The sequence below is a fragment of the Rubritepida flocculans DSM 14296 genome, assembly GCF_000425365.1.
Taxonomy (GTDB): domain Bacteria; phylum Pseudomonadota; class Alphaproteobacteria; order Acetobacterales; family Acetobacteraceae; genus Roseococcus; species Roseococcus flocculans.
This window is the reverse complement of the sequence record NZ_AUDH01000003.1, coordinates 118,907-135,707: the sequence shown is the minus strand read 5'-3', so window position 1 is coordinate 135,707 and position 16,801 is coordinate 118,907. Positions and strand designations below refer to the sequence as shown.

At 73.2% G+C, this 16,801-nt stretch carries 16 protein-coding genes and 1 pseudogene; 9 read left to right on the top strand and 8 right to left on the bottom strand.

The window, feature by feature from the left end:
- The first annotated feature begins 195 nt into the window (after positions 1 to 195).
- Positions 196 to 1,167, top strand: a complete 972-nt coding sequence (locus H596_RS0104745) for a tripartite tricarboxylate transporter substrate binding protein (RefSeq protein WP_027283926.1) — start codon at positions 196 to 198, stop codon at positions 1,165 to 1,167.
- Here H596_RS0104745 and H596_RS0104740 read toward each other — a convergent pair.
- The 4 genes and pseudogenes from H596_RS0104740 to H596_RS22745 form a co-directional block, all read right to left on the bottom strand.
- The gene (locus H596_RS0104740; RefSeq protein WP_027283925.1) at positions 1,154 to 2,554 is read right to left on the bottom strand and encodes an FAD-dependent oxidoreductase; all 1,401 of its coding nucleotides are present in this window, start codon (positions 2,552 to 2,554) and stop codon (positions 1,154 to 1,156) included. The two genes, H596_RS0104745 and H596_RS0104740, sit on opposite strands and share 14 nt — an antisense overlap.
- Complete coding sequence (locus tag H596_RS0104735) at positions 2,551 to 3,138, bottom strand: cysteine hydrolase family protein (RefSeq protein ID WP_027283924.1); 588 nt, start codon at positions 3,136 to 3,138, stop codon at positions 2,551 to 2,553. Before H596_RS0104735 ends, H596_RS0104740 begins: the two co-directional genes overlap by 4 nt.
- Before the next feature lie 2 nt (positions 3,139 to 3,140).
- The gene (locus tag H596_RS24930; protein ID WP_342663335.1) at positions 3,141 to 3,629 is read right to left on the bottom strand and encodes a hydantoinase/oxoprolinase family protein; all 489 of its coding nucleotides are present in this window, start codon (positions 3,627 to 3,629) and stop codon (positions 3,141 to 3,143) included.
- A 105-nt stretch (positions 3,630 to 3,734) separates the two neighbouring features.
- Positions 3,735 to 5,474, bottom strand: a pseudogene (locus tag H596_RS22745) (hydantoinase B/oxoprolinase family protein); the annotation flags it as partial.
- Positions 5,475 to 5,642: 168 nt separating this feature from the next.
- Between H596_RS22745 and H596_RS0104720 the strand changes: the two are divergent.
- Positions 5,643 to 6,809: a thiolase domain-containing protein gene (locus H596_RS0104720; protein ID WP_027283922.1), complete on the top strand. Its 1,167-nt coding sequence runs from the start codon at positions 5,643 to 5,645 to the stop codon at positions 6,807 to 6,809.
- Between the two features lie 5 nt (positions 6,810 to 6,814).
- A complete protein-coding gene (locus H596_RS0104715; RefSeq protein ID WP_027283921.1) occupies positions 6,815 to 7,213 on the top strand; it encodes a Zn-ribbon domain-containing OB-fold protein in 399 nt (132 codons plus the stop codon).
- 165 nt (positions 7,214 to 7,378) lie between these two features.
- Here the strand turns inward: H596_RS0104715 and H596_RS0104710 are convergent, their stop codons facing one another.
- The 4 genes from H596_RS0104710 to H596_RS0104695 are packed head-to-tail and all read right to left on the bottom strand — an operon-like array spanning position 7,379 to position 11,328.
- Positions 7,379 to 7,852 carry a DUF192 domain-containing protein gene (locus tag H596_RS0104710; protein WP_027283920.1) on the bottom strand — a complete coding sequence of 158 codons (474 nt, stop codon included), beginning with the start codon at positions 7,850 to 7,852 and terminating at the stop codon, positions 7,379 to 7,381.
- Between the two features lie 8 nt (positions 7,853 to 7,860).
- Complete coding sequence (locus tag H596_RS20085; protein ID WP_037300038.1) at positions 7,861 to 8,994, bottom strand: acetoin utilization protein AcuC; 1,134 nt, start codon at positions 8,992 to 8,994, stop codon at positions 7,861 to 7,863.
- The gene (prpB, locus tag H596_RS0104700) at positions 8,991 to 9,914 is read right to left on the bottom strand and encodes a methylisocitrate lyase (protein ID WP_027283919.1); all 924 of its coding nucleotides are present in this window, start codon (positions 9,912 to 9,914) and stop codon (positions 8,991 to 8,993) included. The genes H596_RS20085 and prpB overlap by 4 nt, the downstream gene beginning before the upstream one ends.
- A gap of 16 nt (positions 9,915 to 9,930) precedes the next feature.
- Positions 9,931 to 11,328: a sodium:proton antiporter gene (locus H596_RS0104695; protein ID WP_245583954.1), complete on the bottom strand. Its 1,398-nt coding sequence runs from the start codon at positions 11,326 to 11,328 to the stop codon at positions 9,931 to 9,933.
- 128 nt (positions 11,329 to 11,456) lie between these two features.
- Between H596_RS0104695 and H596_RS0104690 the strand changes: the two genes are divergently transcribed.
- From H596_RS0104690 to H596_RS0104665, 6 genes are read left to right on the top strand one after another with little or no spacing between them, the layout of a single operon-like run.
- Positions 11,457 to 12,059, top strand: a complete 603-nt coding sequence (locus H596_RS0104690) for a CoxG family protein (RefSeq protein ID WP_027283917.1) — start codon at positions 11,457 to 11,459, stop codon at positions 12,057 to 12,059.
- Positions 12,056 to 12,964, top strand: coding sequence for an AAA family ATPase (locus tag H596_RS0104685; RefSeq protein ID WP_027283916.1), 909 nt, complete (start codon positions 12,056 to 12,058; stop codon positions 12,962 to 12,964). The genes H596_RS0104690 and H596_RS0104685 overlap by 4 nt, the downstream gene beginning before the upstream one ends.
- The gene (locus tag H596_RS0104680; RefSeq protein ID WP_245583953.1) at positions 12,961 to 14,157 is read left to right on the top strand and encodes a vWA domain-containing protein; all 1,197 of its coding nucleotides are present in this window, start codon (positions 12,961 to 12,963) and stop codon (positions 14,155 to 14,157) included. The genes H596_RS0104685 and H596_RS0104680 overlap by 4 nt, the downstream gene beginning before the upstream one ends.
- The gene (locus H596_RS0104675) at positions 14,154 to 14,468 is read left to right on the top strand and encodes an XdhC family protein (protein WP_027283914.1); all 315 of its coding nucleotides are present in this window, start codon (positions 14,154 to 14,156) and stop codon (positions 14,466 to 14,468) included. The genes H596_RS0104680 and H596_RS0104675 overlap by 4 nt, the downstream gene beginning before the upstream one ends.
- Positions 14,465 to 15,154 carry an XdhC family protein gene (locus H596_RS0104670; protein WP_027283913.1) on the top strand — a complete coding sequence of 230 codons (690 nt, stop codon included), beginning with the start codon at positions 14,465 to 14,467 and terminating at the stop codon, positions 15,152 to 15,154. Before H596_RS0104675 ends, H596_RS0104670 begins: the two co-directional genes overlap by 4 nt.
- Positions 15,151 to 16,797, top strand: coding sequence for an NTP transferase domain-containing protein (locus H596_RS0104665; protein ID WP_027283912.1), 1,647 nt, complete (start codon positions 15,151 to 15,153; stop codon positions 16,795 to 16,797). Before H596_RS0104670 ends, H596_RS0104665 begins: the two co-directional genes overlap by 4 nt.
- Positions 16,798 to 16,801 lie beyond the last annotated feature (4 nt).

Sequence of the window (16,801 nt, the reverse complement as noted above, 5' to 3'; positions counted from 1 at the left end):
CGGAAGGCGAAAGCCGAACCACGCCCGCACACGGACCGCTGGGGTATGCCGCTGCCCGCGGTTCATCCGCGGGCTGGCGGGCAAGCCAGTCTCGGTCATCATGCAATGTGCGGTAGCATGGCGTGAACCGCCGGGGCAACCCTGGGCGTTCCCAGCCCCCCCGCCGCCCCGGCATGCTGCCGGCGGAGGATCGCCATGCTGTCGAGACGCCATCTGCTCGCCGCCCCGCTCCTGGCGCCGGCCGGCGCGCGCGCGCAGCCGCTCGAGCGCCCGGTGGTGCTGGTCGCGCCCTTCTCGGCCGGCGGCGCGGCGGACATCGCGGCGCGCCTCTTCGCCGCCCATGCGCCGCGCCACATGGGCGCGCAGCCGCAGCCCATCGTGGTCGAGAACCGCACCGGCGCCTCGGGCGCGGTGGGCACGCTCAGCGTCGCGCGCGCAAGGCCCGACGGGCACACGCTGCTGCTGGCGCGCGTCGGCTCCTCCGCCATCCTGCCCGCCACCGATCCGCGCACGCCCTACACGCCCGAGGATTTCACCTGGCTCGGCCTGCTCGACGAGAATCCCTTCGTGGTCTGCGTGCGCGCCGATGCGCCCTGGCGGGATCTGCGCGCGCTGCTGGCCGCGCTGCGCGACGCGCCGGGGCGCTACGATTTCGCGACCTCCGGGCCCGCCACCATCCTCGACCTCGGCGTGCGGCACATGCTCGCCGCGGCGGGGCTGCCGCTGGACGCCGCGCAGGCCATCCCCTTCCGCGGCGGCGGCGAGGCGCTGACCGCACTGCTCGGCGGCCAGGCGCAGTTCGTCGGCAACAATCTCGGCGACATGATGGGCGCGATCCGGCAGGGCGCGGTGCGCGCGCTCGTCGTCAGCGGCGAGGCGCGCCATCCGCTGCTGCCCGATGTGCCCACCGCGGCCGAGGCCGGGCTGCCCGCGCTCTCCGCGCTCGCGGGCTGGAACGCGCTCGCCGGGCCCGCGCAGATGCCCGCCCCCCTCGCGCGCTTCTGGGAGGAGGTGATCGCGCGCACCGGCGCCGATCCGGAATGGATCGCCGCGACGCGGCGCCTGGGCAGCGTGCCGCGCGTCACCGACGGCGCGGCGGCGCGCGCCCATGTGCTGGCGCAGATCGAGCTGTTCCGCGAACTCGCGAGGCGGCTCAACCTCGGGTGAAGCGCGCCGCCTCCCGCCCCGCGATGCGGCCGAGCACCATGGCTGAGAGCAGCCCATTGCCCGAAAGGTAGCCCGAGGCCTCGGGCCCGCTCACCCCGCAGGCCGCCCCGCCCGCGGCGTAGAGGCCCGGGATGGGGGGGCCCGCCTCGGAGAGCACCCGCCCCGCCTCGTCCACCAGCAGCCCGCCCTGGGTGTGGAACAGCGCCCCCGTGACGCGCACCGCGTGGAAGGGGGCCGCAAGCGGCGCGCCGCGCGACCAGTCGCGCCCCAGCGCGTCGGTGGCGCGGGCGCGCTTCATCGCCTCGACGTCGGCGAAACTCGCGGCGAGGGCGGCGGGCGGCAGCTTCGCGCGCGCCGCGAGCTCCTCCACCCGCGCGGCGGCGAGCGCCGCGCCCTGCGCCTCGGCCGCGCGGAAATCGGGGAACTGGCGCGCGATGGCGGCGATGCGCGCGTCGAAGACGGAGAAGGCGATGCCGCCGGGCTGCGCCAGCACGGCCTCGGCGGCCTCGGAATAGCCCTGCGCCTCGTTCCAGAAGCGCCGGCCCGCCGCGTTCACCTGGAAGCCGCCCTCCCCGATCACCGCCCAGGTGATGAGGATTCCCGCGGGATGCGCCACATTGCCGTGCCCCTGGTGCGCGCCCATCTGCACGAGTCGCGCGCCCAGCCCCGCGCCCCATTTCACCGCATCGCCCGTGTTGCCGGGATGGCCGAAATAGAGCGCCTGCGCGAGGCGCGGGAGATGCGCGCGCACCAGGGCCCGATCCCCGCCATAGCCCGAGCAGGCGAAAAGGATGGCGCGCGCGCCGATGCGCTCGCGCGCGCCATCGGGCCGCGTGACCTCCATCCCGTGCGGCGCGCCCGCCGCATCGCCGATGAGGGCGGTGACGCGCGCGCCGGTGAGCAGGGGCAGGCCCGCGCGCTCGGTCGCCGCGCGCAGCCCATCCAGCAGCTCCGCGCCGCTGCGGCCGGGCAGCCCGTGCATGCGCCGGCGGCTGTGGCCCGGATAGTCGAAGTCGTCCACCAGCGAGAAGGGCAGGCCCTGCGTCCCGGCCAGCCATTCGAGGGCGGGCGCAGCCTCGCGCGCCAGCAGCGCGGCGAGCTGCGGCAGCGCCCGGCCCTTCGCCTTGGCCTGGATATCGGCCTCGAACAGCGCCGCATCGTCGCGGATGCCGGCCGCGGCCTGCCAGCGCGTGCCGGCGGCCGGGATGAGCCCGGCGGAGAGGGCGGTGGAGCCGCGCGGCAGCGCATCGCCCTCCAGCACCAGCGCCTCCACCCCCTCCTCGGCGGCGGCCAGCGCGGCGGTCAGCCCCGCCGCCCCCGCGCCGACGATGGCAAGCGGCACCTCCGCCTCGAAGCGCGGCGCGGCCTCGCGGATCACCCGGCTCATGCGAGCTCGGCCAGCGCCTCGTCCACGGCGGCGATCCGCGCCACCGGCCTCAGGCCCGCGATGGCCTCGCGGTGCAGCGCCTCGCTGAAGGCGGCGCAGCCGTCCTCCAGCACCGTCAGCTCGTATTCGCGCACATGCGCGTCGCGCACGGTGGAGGCGACGCCGCCATTGGTGACGATGCCCGCCACCAGCAGGCGGCGGATGCCCGCCCGCCGCAGCACCCAGTCGAGCCGCGTCTCGTAGAAGGCGGAATAGGCGATCTTCTCCACGCTGAGATCGGCGGGCGCGAGCGCCTCGACGAGCCGGTGCCCCCAGCTTCCCGGCGCGAAATCCCCGCGCGCGAGGAAGGGGCGCAGCTTGCGCAGATGCGGCGAGACGAAGGGCTCGCCCCCCTTGCCCAGCACCAGGGTGAAATGGGTGGAGACGATCCAGCCTCCCGCCGCGCGCATCCGCTCCGCGAGCGGCGCGAGACGGCCGGGCAGCGCCGCGATGGCGGGGGCGGTGCAGCCCGCGCGGCCATAGGCGCCCTCGGGGTGCAGGAAGTCGTTCTGCAGGTCGCAGAGCAGCAGCGCCGTGTCCTGCATCCTCAGAGCCTTTCGATGACGAGGTTGCCGAGCGGGTCCACCCGCGCGGCGAGGCCCGGATCCACCACGATGGTCGCATCGGGCTCTTCGAGGATGGCGGGCCCCTCGATCGCCGCGCCCACGGACAGCTCGAGACGGGCGAGGACCGGCGTCTCGCGCCAGGCGCCCTCGAACCAGACCGGCCGTGCCCCGCGCCCGGCGGCGGCGAGGCTCGCCTCCGGCCCGGGCGCGAGCAGGCCGAGGTCGAAGGCCGGCCGCCGCCCGATGGCCGCCGTGCGCAGCGAGACGATGCGGCGCGGCAGGCCGGGCAGAAGGCGGGAGAACTCGCGCCGATAGGCCGCCTCGAAGGCCTCGGCGACCAGCGCCTCGGAGAGGCGCTGCGGCGCGTCCTCGGGCAGCGGCACGGCGATGCTGTGGGTCTGCCCCGCATAGTGCATGTCGAGGGCGAAGCGCGTCTCGATCCGCTCCAGCGGCAGCCCCGCCCCCGCCACCACCGCGCGCGCCGCCGCGCCCTCCTCGGCCAGAAGCGCGGCGAGCGGGGCGGGATCGAGCCCCTCCAGGGCGAGGTTCACCGTGCGCACCTGGTCGTGCCGCACATCGGCGATGACGCAGCCCAGCGCCGAGGTCACGCCCGGGAAGCGCGGCACCAGCGCGGCGCGCAGCCCCACCTCGCGGATCAACGCGCCGACATGCAGCGCCCCGCCACCGCCGAAGGGCAGCAGCGCATACTCGCCCGGATCGTGCCCGCGCTCGATGGAGACGAGGCGGATGGCGCCCGCCATCTTCGCGTTCGCCACGCGCAGCACCGCCTCCGCCGCCGCCTCGGGCGAGAGGCCGAGCGGCGCGCCCACATGTTCGCGCAGGGCGGCGCGCGCCGCCTCCACATCGAGCCGCGCGAGCGCCCCGCCGATCGGGCGATCCGGATTGATGCGCCCGAGCACGAGATTGGCGTCCGTCAGCGTGGGCCGCGTGTTGCCCTGGCCGTAGCAGACGGGCCCCGGCCGGCTGCCCGCGCTCTCCGGCCCCACCTGGAGCAACCCCCCCGCATCCACCCGCGCGATGGAGCCGCCGCCCGCGCCGATGGTGGCGATCTCGATCATCGGCAGGCGCACGACCAGGCCGTAGTCGATGCTGGCCTGCGGGGCGAGCTGCATCTCGCCGCCCGTGACGAGGGAGACGTCGAGGGAGGTGCCGCCGAGATCGCCCGTGATCACGTTCGCGAAGCCCGCGGCGCGCGCGATGGCGGCGGTGGCGCGGGCGGGATCGGCCTTGGCCAGCGCGCCGAACACCACGCCGATCGCGCGCAGGATCGTCTCCGTATAGCCGCCCATGGGGTGCGGCGGCGGCGCATCCAGGATGCTGCCCTCGGGGATAGCGAAGGCCACCGGGCGCAGCACCCCGGCATTGGCCGGCACCTCGGGGAAGGCGTGCCTGGGCGCGACATAGCAGCAGGCGATGGCGGTGGCGCGGCTGATGTTCAGCGGCCCCTGGCAGGCGGGGGCGCTGCGCGAGAAGTCGAGCAGCATGCGCCCGCCGCGGATGCGCATGTCGAGGGCGATGCGCAGCGGCGCGTCCTCGATGCCGTCATTGTCGAGGAAATCCTCGAAGGCGTAGTCGCCGTCGGGCAGGGCGGCGATCCGCTCCTCCATCATCCGCGCCGCGCGGTCGGAGAGGGCGGCGAAGGCGCCCCGCACCACGCCCTCGCCGTACTGGTCGAGCAGCGCGCCGAGCCGCCGCTCCCCGAGGTCGAGGGCGTTGAGCTGGCCGTTGAGATCGCCCCAGTTCGACAGCGGCGTGCGCGTGTTGGCCTGCATCACGGCCAGCAGGTCGCCATCCATCCGGCCTGCGCGCACCAGCTTCACCACCGGCAGGCGGAACCCCTCCTGCAGGCTCTCGGTGGCGCGGGCGTTGTAGCTGCCGGCCACATTGCCCCCCACGTCCAGCCAGTGGCCGGCGCTGGCCAGCTAGCAGAAGAGCCGCCCGTCGCGGAAGACGGGGCGCACCAGGCGCATGTCGTTCAGATGCGTGCCGCCGGCGTAGCAGTCGTTGAAGGCGAAGGTGTCGCCGGGGGCGAGGCCGCCCTCCTCCGCCACCTTCGCGATCACCGCGCGCACCGCGAAGGCCATGGCGCCGACGAAGATGGGCAGGCCGCGCGTGCCCTGCACCAGCGTCTCGCCCGTCTCGGCGTCGTAGAGCCCGTGGCAGGCGTCGCGCGCCTCGGCGATGATGGGGTTGAAGGCGCTCCGATACAGCGTCGCGTCCATCTCGTCGGCGATCTGCTCGAGCCGGCCCTGCAGCACCGCAAGCGTCACCGGATCGGGCGTCACCACCCCCATCATGCCTCACTCCCTGGCGGCGGCCGGGGATGTGCCGCGCGGATGACAAAACCGCAACCCCTCCCCCGCGCCCCCTCGGTTGACGCGGCGCGGCGGCGCGGCGACGCTCCGTCGCACCATCTCCCGGGAGGACGCGATGACGCGAGCAGCAAAGGGGCATGTGAGCCCATGAAGAATCCCGCCTACATCGTGGGCGCCTTCGAGCACCCGACCCGCAAGGCCGAGGACAAGTCCACCGCCCAGCTCCACGCCGAGGTCGCCTTCGGCGCGCTGCAGGATGCGGGGCTCAGCGCCTCCGACATCGACGGCTACTTCTGCGCGGGCGATGCGCCCGGCATGGGCGGGCTCTCGATGATCGACTACATGGGCCTGACGAAGCTGCGCCACTACGACACGACGGAGAGCGGCGGCTCCTCCTACGTCATCCATGTGGGCCATGCGGTGGAGGCCATCCTCCAGGGCAAGTGCAACATCGCCCTCATCACGCTGGCGGGCCGCCCGCGCGCGGAGGGGATGCAGACCGGCACGGCGGTGCGCAGCTTCGGCGCGGGCGTGCCGGACGAGCCCTTCGAGATTCCCTATGGCCGCACCATCGCCACCATGCACGCGATGGTGGCCACACGGCACATGTACGAGTTCGGCACCACCTCCGAGCAGCTCGCCTGGATCAAGGTCGCCGCCTCGCACCACGCGCAGCACAACCCGCACGCCATGCTGCCCAAGGTGGTGACGGTGGAGGATGTGCTGAACTCGCCCATGGTGGCGGACCCGCTGCACCGCCTCGACTGCTGCGTGATCTCGGACGGGGGCGGCGCGCTCATCGTCGCGCGGCCGGAGATCGCGAAGTCGCTCAAGCGGCCGCTGGTCGGCGTGAAGGGCTGGGGCGAAGCCTACAAGCACCAGAGCGCGGGGGCGATCGACCTCACCTACTCGGCGGCGCGCTTCTCGGGCGCGATGGCCTTCGAGAAGGCGGGCGTGAAGCCTGCCGACATCAAGTACGCCAGCATCTACGACAGCTTCACCATCTCCGTGCTGGTGCAGCTCGAGGATCTGGGCTTCTGCGAGAAGGGCCAGGGCGGCCGCTTCGTCGCCGACGGCAACCTGATCTCGGGCGTGGGCAGGCTGCCCTTCAACACGGATGGCGGGGGGCTGTGCAACAACCACCCCTCCAACCGCGGGGGCATGACCAAGGTGATCGAGGCCGTGCGCCAGGCGCGCGGCGAGGCGCACCCCAAGGTGCAGGTGCCCAACGCCGATCTCGTGCTCGCCAACGGCAAGGGCGGCAATCTCGGCACGCGGCATGGCTGCGGCACCGTGATCCTGGAGCGGGAGTGATCCACATGGCGACCATGGCCTTCGACCGCACGCCCGCCGCCCCGGCGGAAAGCCCCGACAACAAGGTGTATTTCGACGGCTGCCGCGCGGGGAAGCTCCTGCTCGGCCGCTGCAAGGACACGGGGAAGCTGTTCCACTACCCGCGCCATGTCTCGCCCTTCACCCTCTCGAACAATGTCGAGTTCGTGGAGGCGAAGGGCACGGGCGAGATCTATTCCTGGTCCGTCGCGCGCGGGAAGGAGCCCTTCTGCGTGGCCTATGTGAAGCTCGACGAAGGGCCGATCATGCTGACCAACATCGTCGAATGCGACCTCGACGCGCTGAAGTGCGGCATGAAGGTGAAAGTGACCTTCAAGGCGAGCGAGGGCGAGGGCGCCCCGGTGCCGATGTTCGTGCCGGCCTGACGCAGCCCCAAGGGCGGGGAGGATGCTCCCCGCCCCGTCTCATGCCAGCGGCCGCTGGTTTGCCTCGTGAGAATGCGGAGCGGCCGCTGGCATGCCTATTGGTTCGGCGCGCAGCCGCCGCACCAATCCTGCGCGCCATACGGGCGGCATGTCATGCCGCCCGTATCACGGCGCGGGGAAGATCCGATGGATCACCCGATCGCCCACGCGCAGGTTCAGCCGCTCCGCCGTCCCGCCCGGCAGTTCCAGCGTGGCGCGCACGGGGCCGCGGCTCTCGATGGTGGCGAGGCTCTGCGGCACCGCGCGCTCATGGATGCGGTGGATGCGCCCATCGGCGGCGATGAACACCATGTCGAGCGGGATGAGCGTGTTGCGCATCCACATCGCGCTCTCGCGCGGGGCGCCCCAGTCGAAGAGCATCCCCTCATCGGGCTGCATGCTCGTGCGGAACATCATCCCGATCATCTGGTCCTCGGGGCGGACGGCCATCTCCACGCGGAAGTGATGGCGCGCGCCGTCGCGGGTGACGATGACGAGCGGCTCCTCCGGCAGGCGCGGCTGCGGGCGGTCCACGCCCGGCTGGGCGCGGGCCAGCGCGGGGGCGAGGAGGGCGGCGAGGAAGAGAGGGCGGCGCTTCATGTCGCGGTTTATGCCACGGGGGCGGGCGGCAGCGGCAGCCCCTCCGCGCGCGCCACGAGCTCCGCGACGAAGGGGCGCACCGCGCCCTCGCGCGGCGCGTCGAGCAGCGTGGTGAACCAGTGTTCCGGCGGGTTGCGCCCCGCGGCGCGGTGGAAGCGGAGCCCCCGCAGCACCGCCTGGGCGGCGGCGGGCAGCTCGACTGGCGGCGCGAGCCCGTTCAGCTCCGCCCAGACCAGCGCCCAGCAGCGCGCCACCGACCAGGGATTGTAGCCGCCGCCCCCCAGCACGATCAGCCGCGGCGCGAGCCCCTTCAGCGCGGCCACCATGTCGCGGTGCGCGTTGTTGGAGAGCGCGAGGCGCGAGAGCGGATCCTCCTCCAGCGCATCCGCCCCGCATTGGAGCATGATGGCCTCGGGCCGGAAGCGCCGGATCAGCGGCAGGATCGCCCCCTCGCGCAGCGCGCGCATCTCCGCGTCGTGGAAGCCCGCGGGCACGGGCAGGTTGAGCGCGAGCCCGCCCGCATGGTCCTCCGCCGCGCCGGTGAAGGGCCAGCGCCCGGCCTCGTGGACAGAGACGGTCAGCACGCGCGGATCGTCGTGGAAGGCGTCCTGCACGCCGTCGCCGTGATGCGCGTCGAGATCGAGGTAGAGCAGCCGGGTGAGGCCCTGGTCGAGCCAGGCGAGCAGGCCGAGCACCGCGTCGTTCACGTAGCAGAAGCCGGACGCGCGGTCGGGCCTGCCGTGATGGGTGCCGCCGCCGGGGACATGGACGACGCCGCCCTCGCGCGTGAGCTCCGCGGCCAGCAGCACGCCGCCTGCGCTGGTGGCGGGGCGGCGGAACACCTCGCGATAGACGGGGTTGCCGTCGGCGCCGATGCGGAAGCGCGCGCGGTCCTCGGCGCTCACCTGCTGGGTCGCTTCCGCGCGCTGCAGGGCGGCGATGTAGTCGGGATCGTGGAAGCGCGCGAGCTGCGCCACGCTCGCCATCGGGCTGTCGCGGTAACGCGCGGGGTCGAGCCAGCCGAGTGCGCGGATCAGATCGAGCGTGGTGGAGACGCGCGGGATGGCGAGCGGGTGCTTGGGGCCGTAGGTGGAGCGGCGGTAGATCTCGCTCCCCACCAGGATCGGCGGCGTCCCGCTCACCCGCGCTGCGGCATCCCTTCGGGGATCACCGTCTTCACCAGCGAGGCGTCCAGCTCCTCATAGGCATGGTAGCCGATGGTGGCGTAGAGCTCCGCGCGCGTCTGCATCCGGTCGAGCGCGTTGTGCGCGCCGCCCTCGGCGGCGATCTGCGCGTAGAGCTGCTCCCAGGCCTTGGCCGCCACGCGCAGGTGCGAGACGGGCCAGATCACCATGGCATAGCCCAGCGCCTCGAACTCCTGCGCCGTGAGGAAGGGCGTGCGGCCGAACTCGGTCATGTTGGCGAGCAGCTTCACGCCCGGCATGCGGCGCGCAAACTCGGCGAACATCTCGCGCGTGGTCAGCGCCTCGGGGAAGATCGCGTCGGCGCCGGCCTCGAGGTAGCGCTTCGCGCGGTCCACCGCCGCGTCCATGCCCTCCGAGGCCACCGCATCGGTGCGGGCGATGATGTAGAGGTGCCGCCGCGCCTTGCGCGCCGCGGCCACCTTGGCGGCCATGTCCTCCGCGGAGGCGAGCTTCTTGTCGTTCAGATGCCCGCACTTCTTGGGCAGGAGCTGGTCCTCGAGGTGCACCGCGCCCGCGCCCGCATCCTCGAAGGCGCGGACCATGTGCATCACGTTCAGCGCCTCGCCATAGCCCGTGTCGCCGTCCACCAGCACAGGAAGGGCCGTCGCGCGCGCCACCTGGCGGATGTAGAAGCAGACATCCTCGACCGTGATCATGCCGAGATCGGGCAGGCCCATGGTGGCCGACATGGCCGCGCCCGAGAGGTAGAGCGCCTCGAAGCCCTGCTTCTGCGCGAGCAGCGCCGCGAGGCCGAGATGCGCGCCCGGCATGCGCAGGATCCCGGGGCGCTCCAGCAGCGCGCGGAAACGCTCGCCCGCCGGCTGCGAGGGCAGATCGGCGCCGATCACATAGGGCATGGGCTGTGGCCTTTCCTCAGACGAAGAAGATCAGGGTGCAGATCGCGAAGAGCGGCAGCAGGAAGATCGCGGCCCAGGCGCAATAGCCGAAGAAGGAGGGCATGCGCACGCCGTTCTCCTCCACGATGGCCTTGACCATGAAGTTGGGCGCGTTGCCGATGTAGCTGTTCGCGCCCATGAACACCGCCCCGGCCGAGACGGCGGCGAGCGTCGTCGCCCCCTGCGTCATCAGCACGGCCGGATCGCCGCCGGCGAGGTTGAAGAAGACGAGATAGGTCGGCGCATTGTCGAGGAAGCTCGAGAGCGCGCCGGTCAGCCAGAAATACACCCAGGGGATGGGCGCGCCGGAAGCGTCGGAGGTGAGCGCGACCAGCCCCGCCGCCGCCCCCTCCGGCCCCGCCTTGAGGATGGCGAGCACGGGGCCCATGCAGAGGAAGATGGCGGCGAAGAGCTTGGCCACCTCCGCCATCGCGCCCCAGGCGAAGCCGTTGGCCTCGCGCAGCGAGGCGGGCGTGAGGATCAGCGAGGCCGCGGTGACGCCGAGGAAGATGCCGATGGCGACCAGGCGCTCGATGCCCACGCTCTCGCCCAGCACCTCCATCTCGCCGGGCTGCCAGACGCCCTGCAGCAGCACGCCGAACACCACGACGCCGATCAGCGCCACGTTCGGCCAGCCCTCGATGGACAGGCGCTGCCGCGCGAGCTCGGGCTCGGGCTTCGCCTGCTCGCGCGCATAGAGCCAGGCGTCGAGCAGGTAGTAGATCCCGAGCAGCGCCGCGACGCAGAGCAGGAAGGGCAGGAAGAGATGCACCGTCGGCCAGAAGAAGGAGACCCCCTTGAGGAAGCCGAGATAGAGCGGCGGATCGCCGATCGGCGTCAGGCTGCCGCCGATGTTGGAGACGAGGAAGATGAAGAACACGAAGGTGTGCACCTTGCGCGTGCGGTTCGCGTTCGCGCGCAGCACCGGGCGGATGAGCAGCATGGAGGCGCCGGTGGTGCCCATCAGGCTCGCCAGCACCGTGCCGACGGCGAGCAGCACCGTGTTCGTCAGCGGCGTGCCCGTCAGCGTGCCGCGCAGCAGCACCCCACCGCCCGTGGTGTAGAGCGCGAGCAGCAGCACGATGAAGGGGATGTACTCCTGCACCAGCACGAAGGCGACCTCGCCCAGCGCCTTGTCCAGCCCGAACACGAGCGCGAAGGGCAGCAGGAAGGCCGCGCCCCAGAAGGCGGCCACCTTGCCGTAGTGGTGATGCCAGAAAGCGGGCGCGAGCAGCGGCATCAGCGCGATGGAGAGCAGCACCCCCGCGAAGGGCAGCGTCCAGACCAGGCCGATCTGCCGCCCGTCTATCGCCGCGGCCTCGGCAGGCCCCGCCGCCATCACCAGCACCAGCAGCGCAGCCAAGAGGCGCAGCACGAACCCCCTCCTCCATCCCCGCAGCCGGGCTTTTCCTGAAAAGCGCCCCCCCGTCAACCGCGGCCGGGGGGTTTGCAGCACGGCGGCCGGGCGCGTAATACCGCCCGCGAGTTCGGGAGAGATCTCTCATGGAAATGTCCGGCGAGCGCCGCATCCCCGCGCCCCGCGCCCAGGTCTGGCAGGCGCTGAACGACCCCGAGGCGCTGAAGGCCGCCATTCCCGGCTGCGAGTCCATCGAGAAGCTCTCCGAGACGGAGCTGACGGCGCGGCTGGCCATCAAGATCGGCCCGATGGCGGCGAAATTCTCCGCCAAGGTGCATCTGGAGAACCTCAACCCGCCGGCGAGCTACACCATCACCGGCGAGGGCAATGGCGGCGCCATGGGCTTCGCCAAGGGCGGCGCGGACGTGACCCTGGAGGAGACGGGCCCCTCGGAGACGCTGCTGCGCTATCAGGTCAAGGCGCAGGTGGGCGGGAAGATGGCGCAGCTTGGCGCGCGGCTCATCGACAGCACCGCCAAGCAGATGTCCGACCAGTTCTTCGACCGCTTCGCCGCCGGCCTCACCCCCGCGCCCGCCGCGGCGGAGGGCACCGCGCCGGTCGCGCCGCCCCCGGCCGGCGCCATCTCCCTCTTCTCGCTCATTCCCTCGGAGTTCCTGGGCATGCCGATCGTCTTCTGGCTGGGCAGCGGCGCGATGCTGGCGATCCTTCTCCTCATCTTCGCCTCGTGAGCGCGGCGCCGCCGCAGGACGCGCCGGCGGACGTCGCGGCCACCGCGGCCCTTCTCGCCTCGGGCGGATATGTGGCCGACACGGCGCTGGCCACCACCGTGCATCTCGCCCTGCGCATGGGCCGGCCGCTCTTCCTGGAGGGCGAGCCCGGCACCGGCAAGACCGAGATCGCGAAGGTGCTGGCCGCGAAGCTGCCGCGCCGCCTGGTGCGGCTGCAGTGCTATGACGGGCTCGACCTCTCGGCCGCGGCCTATGAGTGGAACCACGCGCGCCAGCTCATGGCCATCCGCCTCGCCGAGGCGCGGGGCGAGACGGCCGATCTCGAGCGCTCCATCTACGACCGCCGCTTCCTCGAGGCGCGCCCGCTGCTGCAGGCGCTGGAGGGCGAGCCCGCGGTGCTGCTGATCGACGAGCTGGACCGCGCGGACGAGCCCTTCGAGGCCTTCCTGCTCGAGGTGCTGGCCGATTTCCAGATCACCGTGCCCGAGCTCGGCACCATCCGCGCCGCCACGCCGCCCGTTGTCGTCATCACCTCCAACCGCACGCGCGAGGTGCATGACGCGATCCGCCGGCGCTGCCTCTACCACTGGGTGGACTACCCCGATGCAGCGCGCGAGCGCGCGATCCTGAAGCTGCGCGCGCCGGAGGTGGCCGAGACGCTCTCGCGGCAGGTGGTGGCCTTCGTGCAGAAGCTGCGCGAGGGGGACTATTTCAAGCTGCCCGGCGTGGCGGAGACGATCGACTGGGCGAAGGCGCTGGCCGCCCTCGACGCGCGGGAACTCGAGCGCGGCGCGGTGGACGCCACGCTCGGCGTGCTGCTGAAATACCAGGACGATATCGCCAAGCTGCGCGGCGAGGAGGCGGCGCGCCTCATCGCCGCGGCGAAGGACGGCGAGGCGGCGTGATCCCGCCGCAGCCGGCGCTGCGCCCTGCCCCGGGCCAGGCCCTGGCGGCCAACCTGCTCGGCTTCGTGCGGCTGCTGCGGCGCGCGGGGCTGCAGCTCGGCCCCGGCGATGCGCTGGCCGCGGCCGAGGCGCTGACCATCGCCGGCATCGAGAACCGCGAGGTGGTGCGCGCCGCCCTCGCCGCCACGCTGCTGCGCCGCCAGGAGCAGCGCGAGATTTTCGACGCCGCCTTCGACCTCTTCTGGCGCGACCCCGACCGCGCCCAGGCCGCCGCGGCGCTGGCCATGCTGGAGGCGCAGAAGCCTGAGGAGAAGGCGAAGCCCGGCGGCCGCCGCCTCGCCGAGGCCATGGCGGGCGACCGCCCGAAGCCGCCCCCCGAGCAGCCCGAGGAGCCGGAACGCCAGCTCGATGCGGCGATGACCGTCTCCGAGCGCGAGCGCCTGCAGCAGATGGATTTCGAGGCGATGAGCGCGGCCGAGATCGCGCTGGCGAAGCGCGAGATCCGCCACCTCGCGCTGCCGCTCGACGAAAGGCCCACGCGGCGCTTCCGCCCCGATCCGCTCGGCCCCCGCGTGGACCTGCGCGGCACGCTGCGCGCCGCCACCCGCACGGGCGGCGAGATGGCGGACATCGCCCGGCGCCGGCGCGTGCTGCGCCCGCCGCCGCTGGTCGCGATCTGCGACATCTCGGGCAGCATGGCGCGCTACGCCCAGGTGCTGCTGCACTTCCTGCACGCGGTCACCAATGACCGCGACCGCGTGCACTGCTTCCTCTTCGGCACGCGGCTGACCAACATCACGCGGCAACTCCGCCACCGGGACCCCGAGATCGCCTTCGAGATGGTGGGCCGCCTGGTGCCCGACTGGTCCGGCGGCACGCGCATCGGCGAGGCGCTGGAGCGTTTCAACCGCGACTGGTCGCGCCGGGTGCTGGGCCAGGGGGCGGTGGTGCTGCTCATCACCGACGGGCTGGACCGCGAGGGCGGCGCGGGCCTCGCCGAGGCCACGGCGCGGCTGCAGCGCTCCTGCCGGCGGCTCATCTGGCTCAATCCGCTGTTGCGCTACGCCGGCTTCCAGCCCAAATCCCTCGGCATCCGCGCCATGCTGCCGCATGTCCACGAGTTCCGGCCGGTGCACAACCTCGCAAGCCTCAAGGACCTGATCGCGGCGCTGGGGAAGGAGCAGGCAAGATGAGCGACGACATCCTCGCCACCGCCGCCGCCTGGGCCGATGCAGGCGAACAGGTGGCGCTCGCCACCGTGGTGGAGACCTGGGGCTCCTCGCCGCGCCCTGCGGGGTCCATGCTGGCCGTCACCGCCTCCGGGCGCATGGCGGGCAGCGTCTCGGGCGGCTGCATCGAAGGGGCCGTGGCCGAGGCCGCGCGCGAGACGATGCGGACCGGCGCGCCCCAGCTTCTCGACTTCGGCATCAGCGACGAGCGCGCCTGGGAGGTCGGCCTCGCCTGCGGCGGCAAGCTGAAGGTCTTCGTGGAGAAGCTCGCATGAGGCGCGCCACGCTGGATGCGCTGCTGGCGGCGCGCGCGGCGAAGCGGGCCGTGGTGCTGGCCACCCGGCTGGGCGATGGCGCGCAGCATCTCTGGCCCGAGGAAGCCCTGCCCGGCGCGCTGGCCGAGGCCGCACAGGCCGCGCTCGATCTCGACAAGCCGCAGACCATCGCACTCGACGGCGAGGCCTGGTTCCTGCAGCCCTTCAGCCCGCCGCTGCGCCTGATCGTGGTGGGCGCGGTGCATGTGGCGCAGGCGCTGGCGCCGCTCGCCGCCACGCTCGGCTACGCCGTCACCATCGTCGATCCGCGCCGCGCCTTCGCCACCGAGGAGCGCTTCGCGGGCGTGGCGCTGAACCACGACTGGCCGGACGAGGCGCTGACGGCCCTCGCCCCCGATGCGCGCACCGCGGTGGTGACGCTGACGCATGACCCGAAGCTCGACGACCCCGCCCTCGACGTGGCGCTGCGCTCGCGCGCCTTCTACATCGGGGCGCTCGGCTCCACGCGCACCCACGCCAAGCGCGTGGCGCGGCTGAAGGAGATGGGCCATGAGGACGGCGCGATCGCGCGCATCGCCGCGCCCGTCGGCCTCGACATCGGCGCGGTGACGGCGCCCGAGATCGCGCTCAGCATCATGGCCGAGATCGTGCAGCGGCGGCGCGGGCCGAAGCGGCGCGCGCCATGATCTTCGGTCCCACCCCGCTGGAGGAGGCCGAGGGCGCCATCCTCGCCCACAGCATCCGCCTCAAGGGGCGCGTGCTGAAGAAGGGCACGGTGCTGGATGCGGAGGCCATCGCGGCGCTCAAGGCCGCGGGCCAGGGCCAGGTGATGGCCGCGCGCCTCGCCCCGGGCGATGTGCCGGAGGACGAGGCGGCCTCGCGCCTCGCGGATGCCATGCTGCGCCCGCTCATCGCGCGCACGCGCGCCGCGACGGGGCGCGTGAACCTCCTCTCCGAATCCGCCGGGCTGCTGGTGCTGGACGAGGAGCTGGTGCACCGCGTCAACGCGCTGGACGAGAGCCTCACCCTCGCCACCCTGCCCAATTTCACCGTGGTGCAGCCGCGCGAGATGCTGGCCACCATCAAGGTGATCCCCTTCGCCGCGCCGGGCGCGGCGCTGGGCGTGGCGGAGGCGCTGCTGCGCAAGGGATCGGCGCTGGCGCTGCATCCCTTCCGCCCGCTCAAGGTCGGCCTGGTGATGACCGAGCTGCCCGGCGTGAAGGAAAGCGCCATGGAGGGCGCGGTGGAGGTGACGCGCGAGCGGGTGGAGGCGCTGCACGGCAGCCTGCTGCCCGTCGAGCGCGTGCGCCACGAGACCGGCCCCGTGGCGGATGCGCTGAACCGCCTGCGCCGGCATGGCGCGCAGATGCTGCTCATCGCCGGCGCCTCGGCGGTGGTGGACCGGCGCGATGTCGGCCCCGCCGCGATCGTGAAGGCCGGCGGGCGCATCGAGCATTTCGGCATGCCGGTGGATCCGGGCAACCTGCTCTGCCTCGGCGCCATCGAGGACATCCCGGCCATGGTGCTCCCCGGCTGCGCGCGCAGCCCCAAGCTCAACGGCTTCGACTGGGTGCTGCAGCGGCTCTTCGCCGGCATCCCCGTGCGCGCGCGCGACGTGATGGCGATGGGCGTGGGCGGCTTGCTCAAGGAGATCGAGACGCGCCCGCTGCCGCGCGAGAAGGCCCCCGCCGCCCCGCCCCCCGCGCGCGCGCCGCGCCGCCCGCGCGGCGTGGCGGCGCTGGTGCTGGCCGCCGGGCGCTCGCGCCGCATGGCGCCCCTGAACAAGCTGCTGGTGGCCGACGATCACGGCGTGCCCATGATCGCGCGCGTGGTGGACCAGGTGGCGGCCTCCGGGCTGCGACCCATCCTCGTCGTCACCGGCCATGAGCGCGAGCGGGTGGAGGAGGCGCTGGCCGGCCGCCCCGTCAGCTTCGTCCACGCCGAGGACTACGCCCAGGGCCTCTCGGCCAGCCTGCGCGCGGGGATCGCCGCCCTTCCGCCCGAGGCCGAGGGCGTGCTGGTCTGCCTCGGCGACATGCCGCTGGTCACGGCCGGGGTGATGCAGCGCCTCGTCGCCGCCTTCGATCCGGAGGAGGGGCGCGCCATCGTCCAGCCCACCTATCGCGGCAAGCAGGGCAACCCGGTGCTCTGGGGGCGGGAGTTCTTCCCCGAGATCATGGCGATCACGGGCGATGTCGGCGCGCGCCAGCTCGTCGGCCGCCATGCCGACCGGCTGGTGGAGGTGGAGGTGGGCGAGGACGGCGTGCTGCGCGACTTCGACACCACCGAGGCGCTCAAGGCCGCGCCCGGCTTCGGCAGGCCGGGCTGAGCGA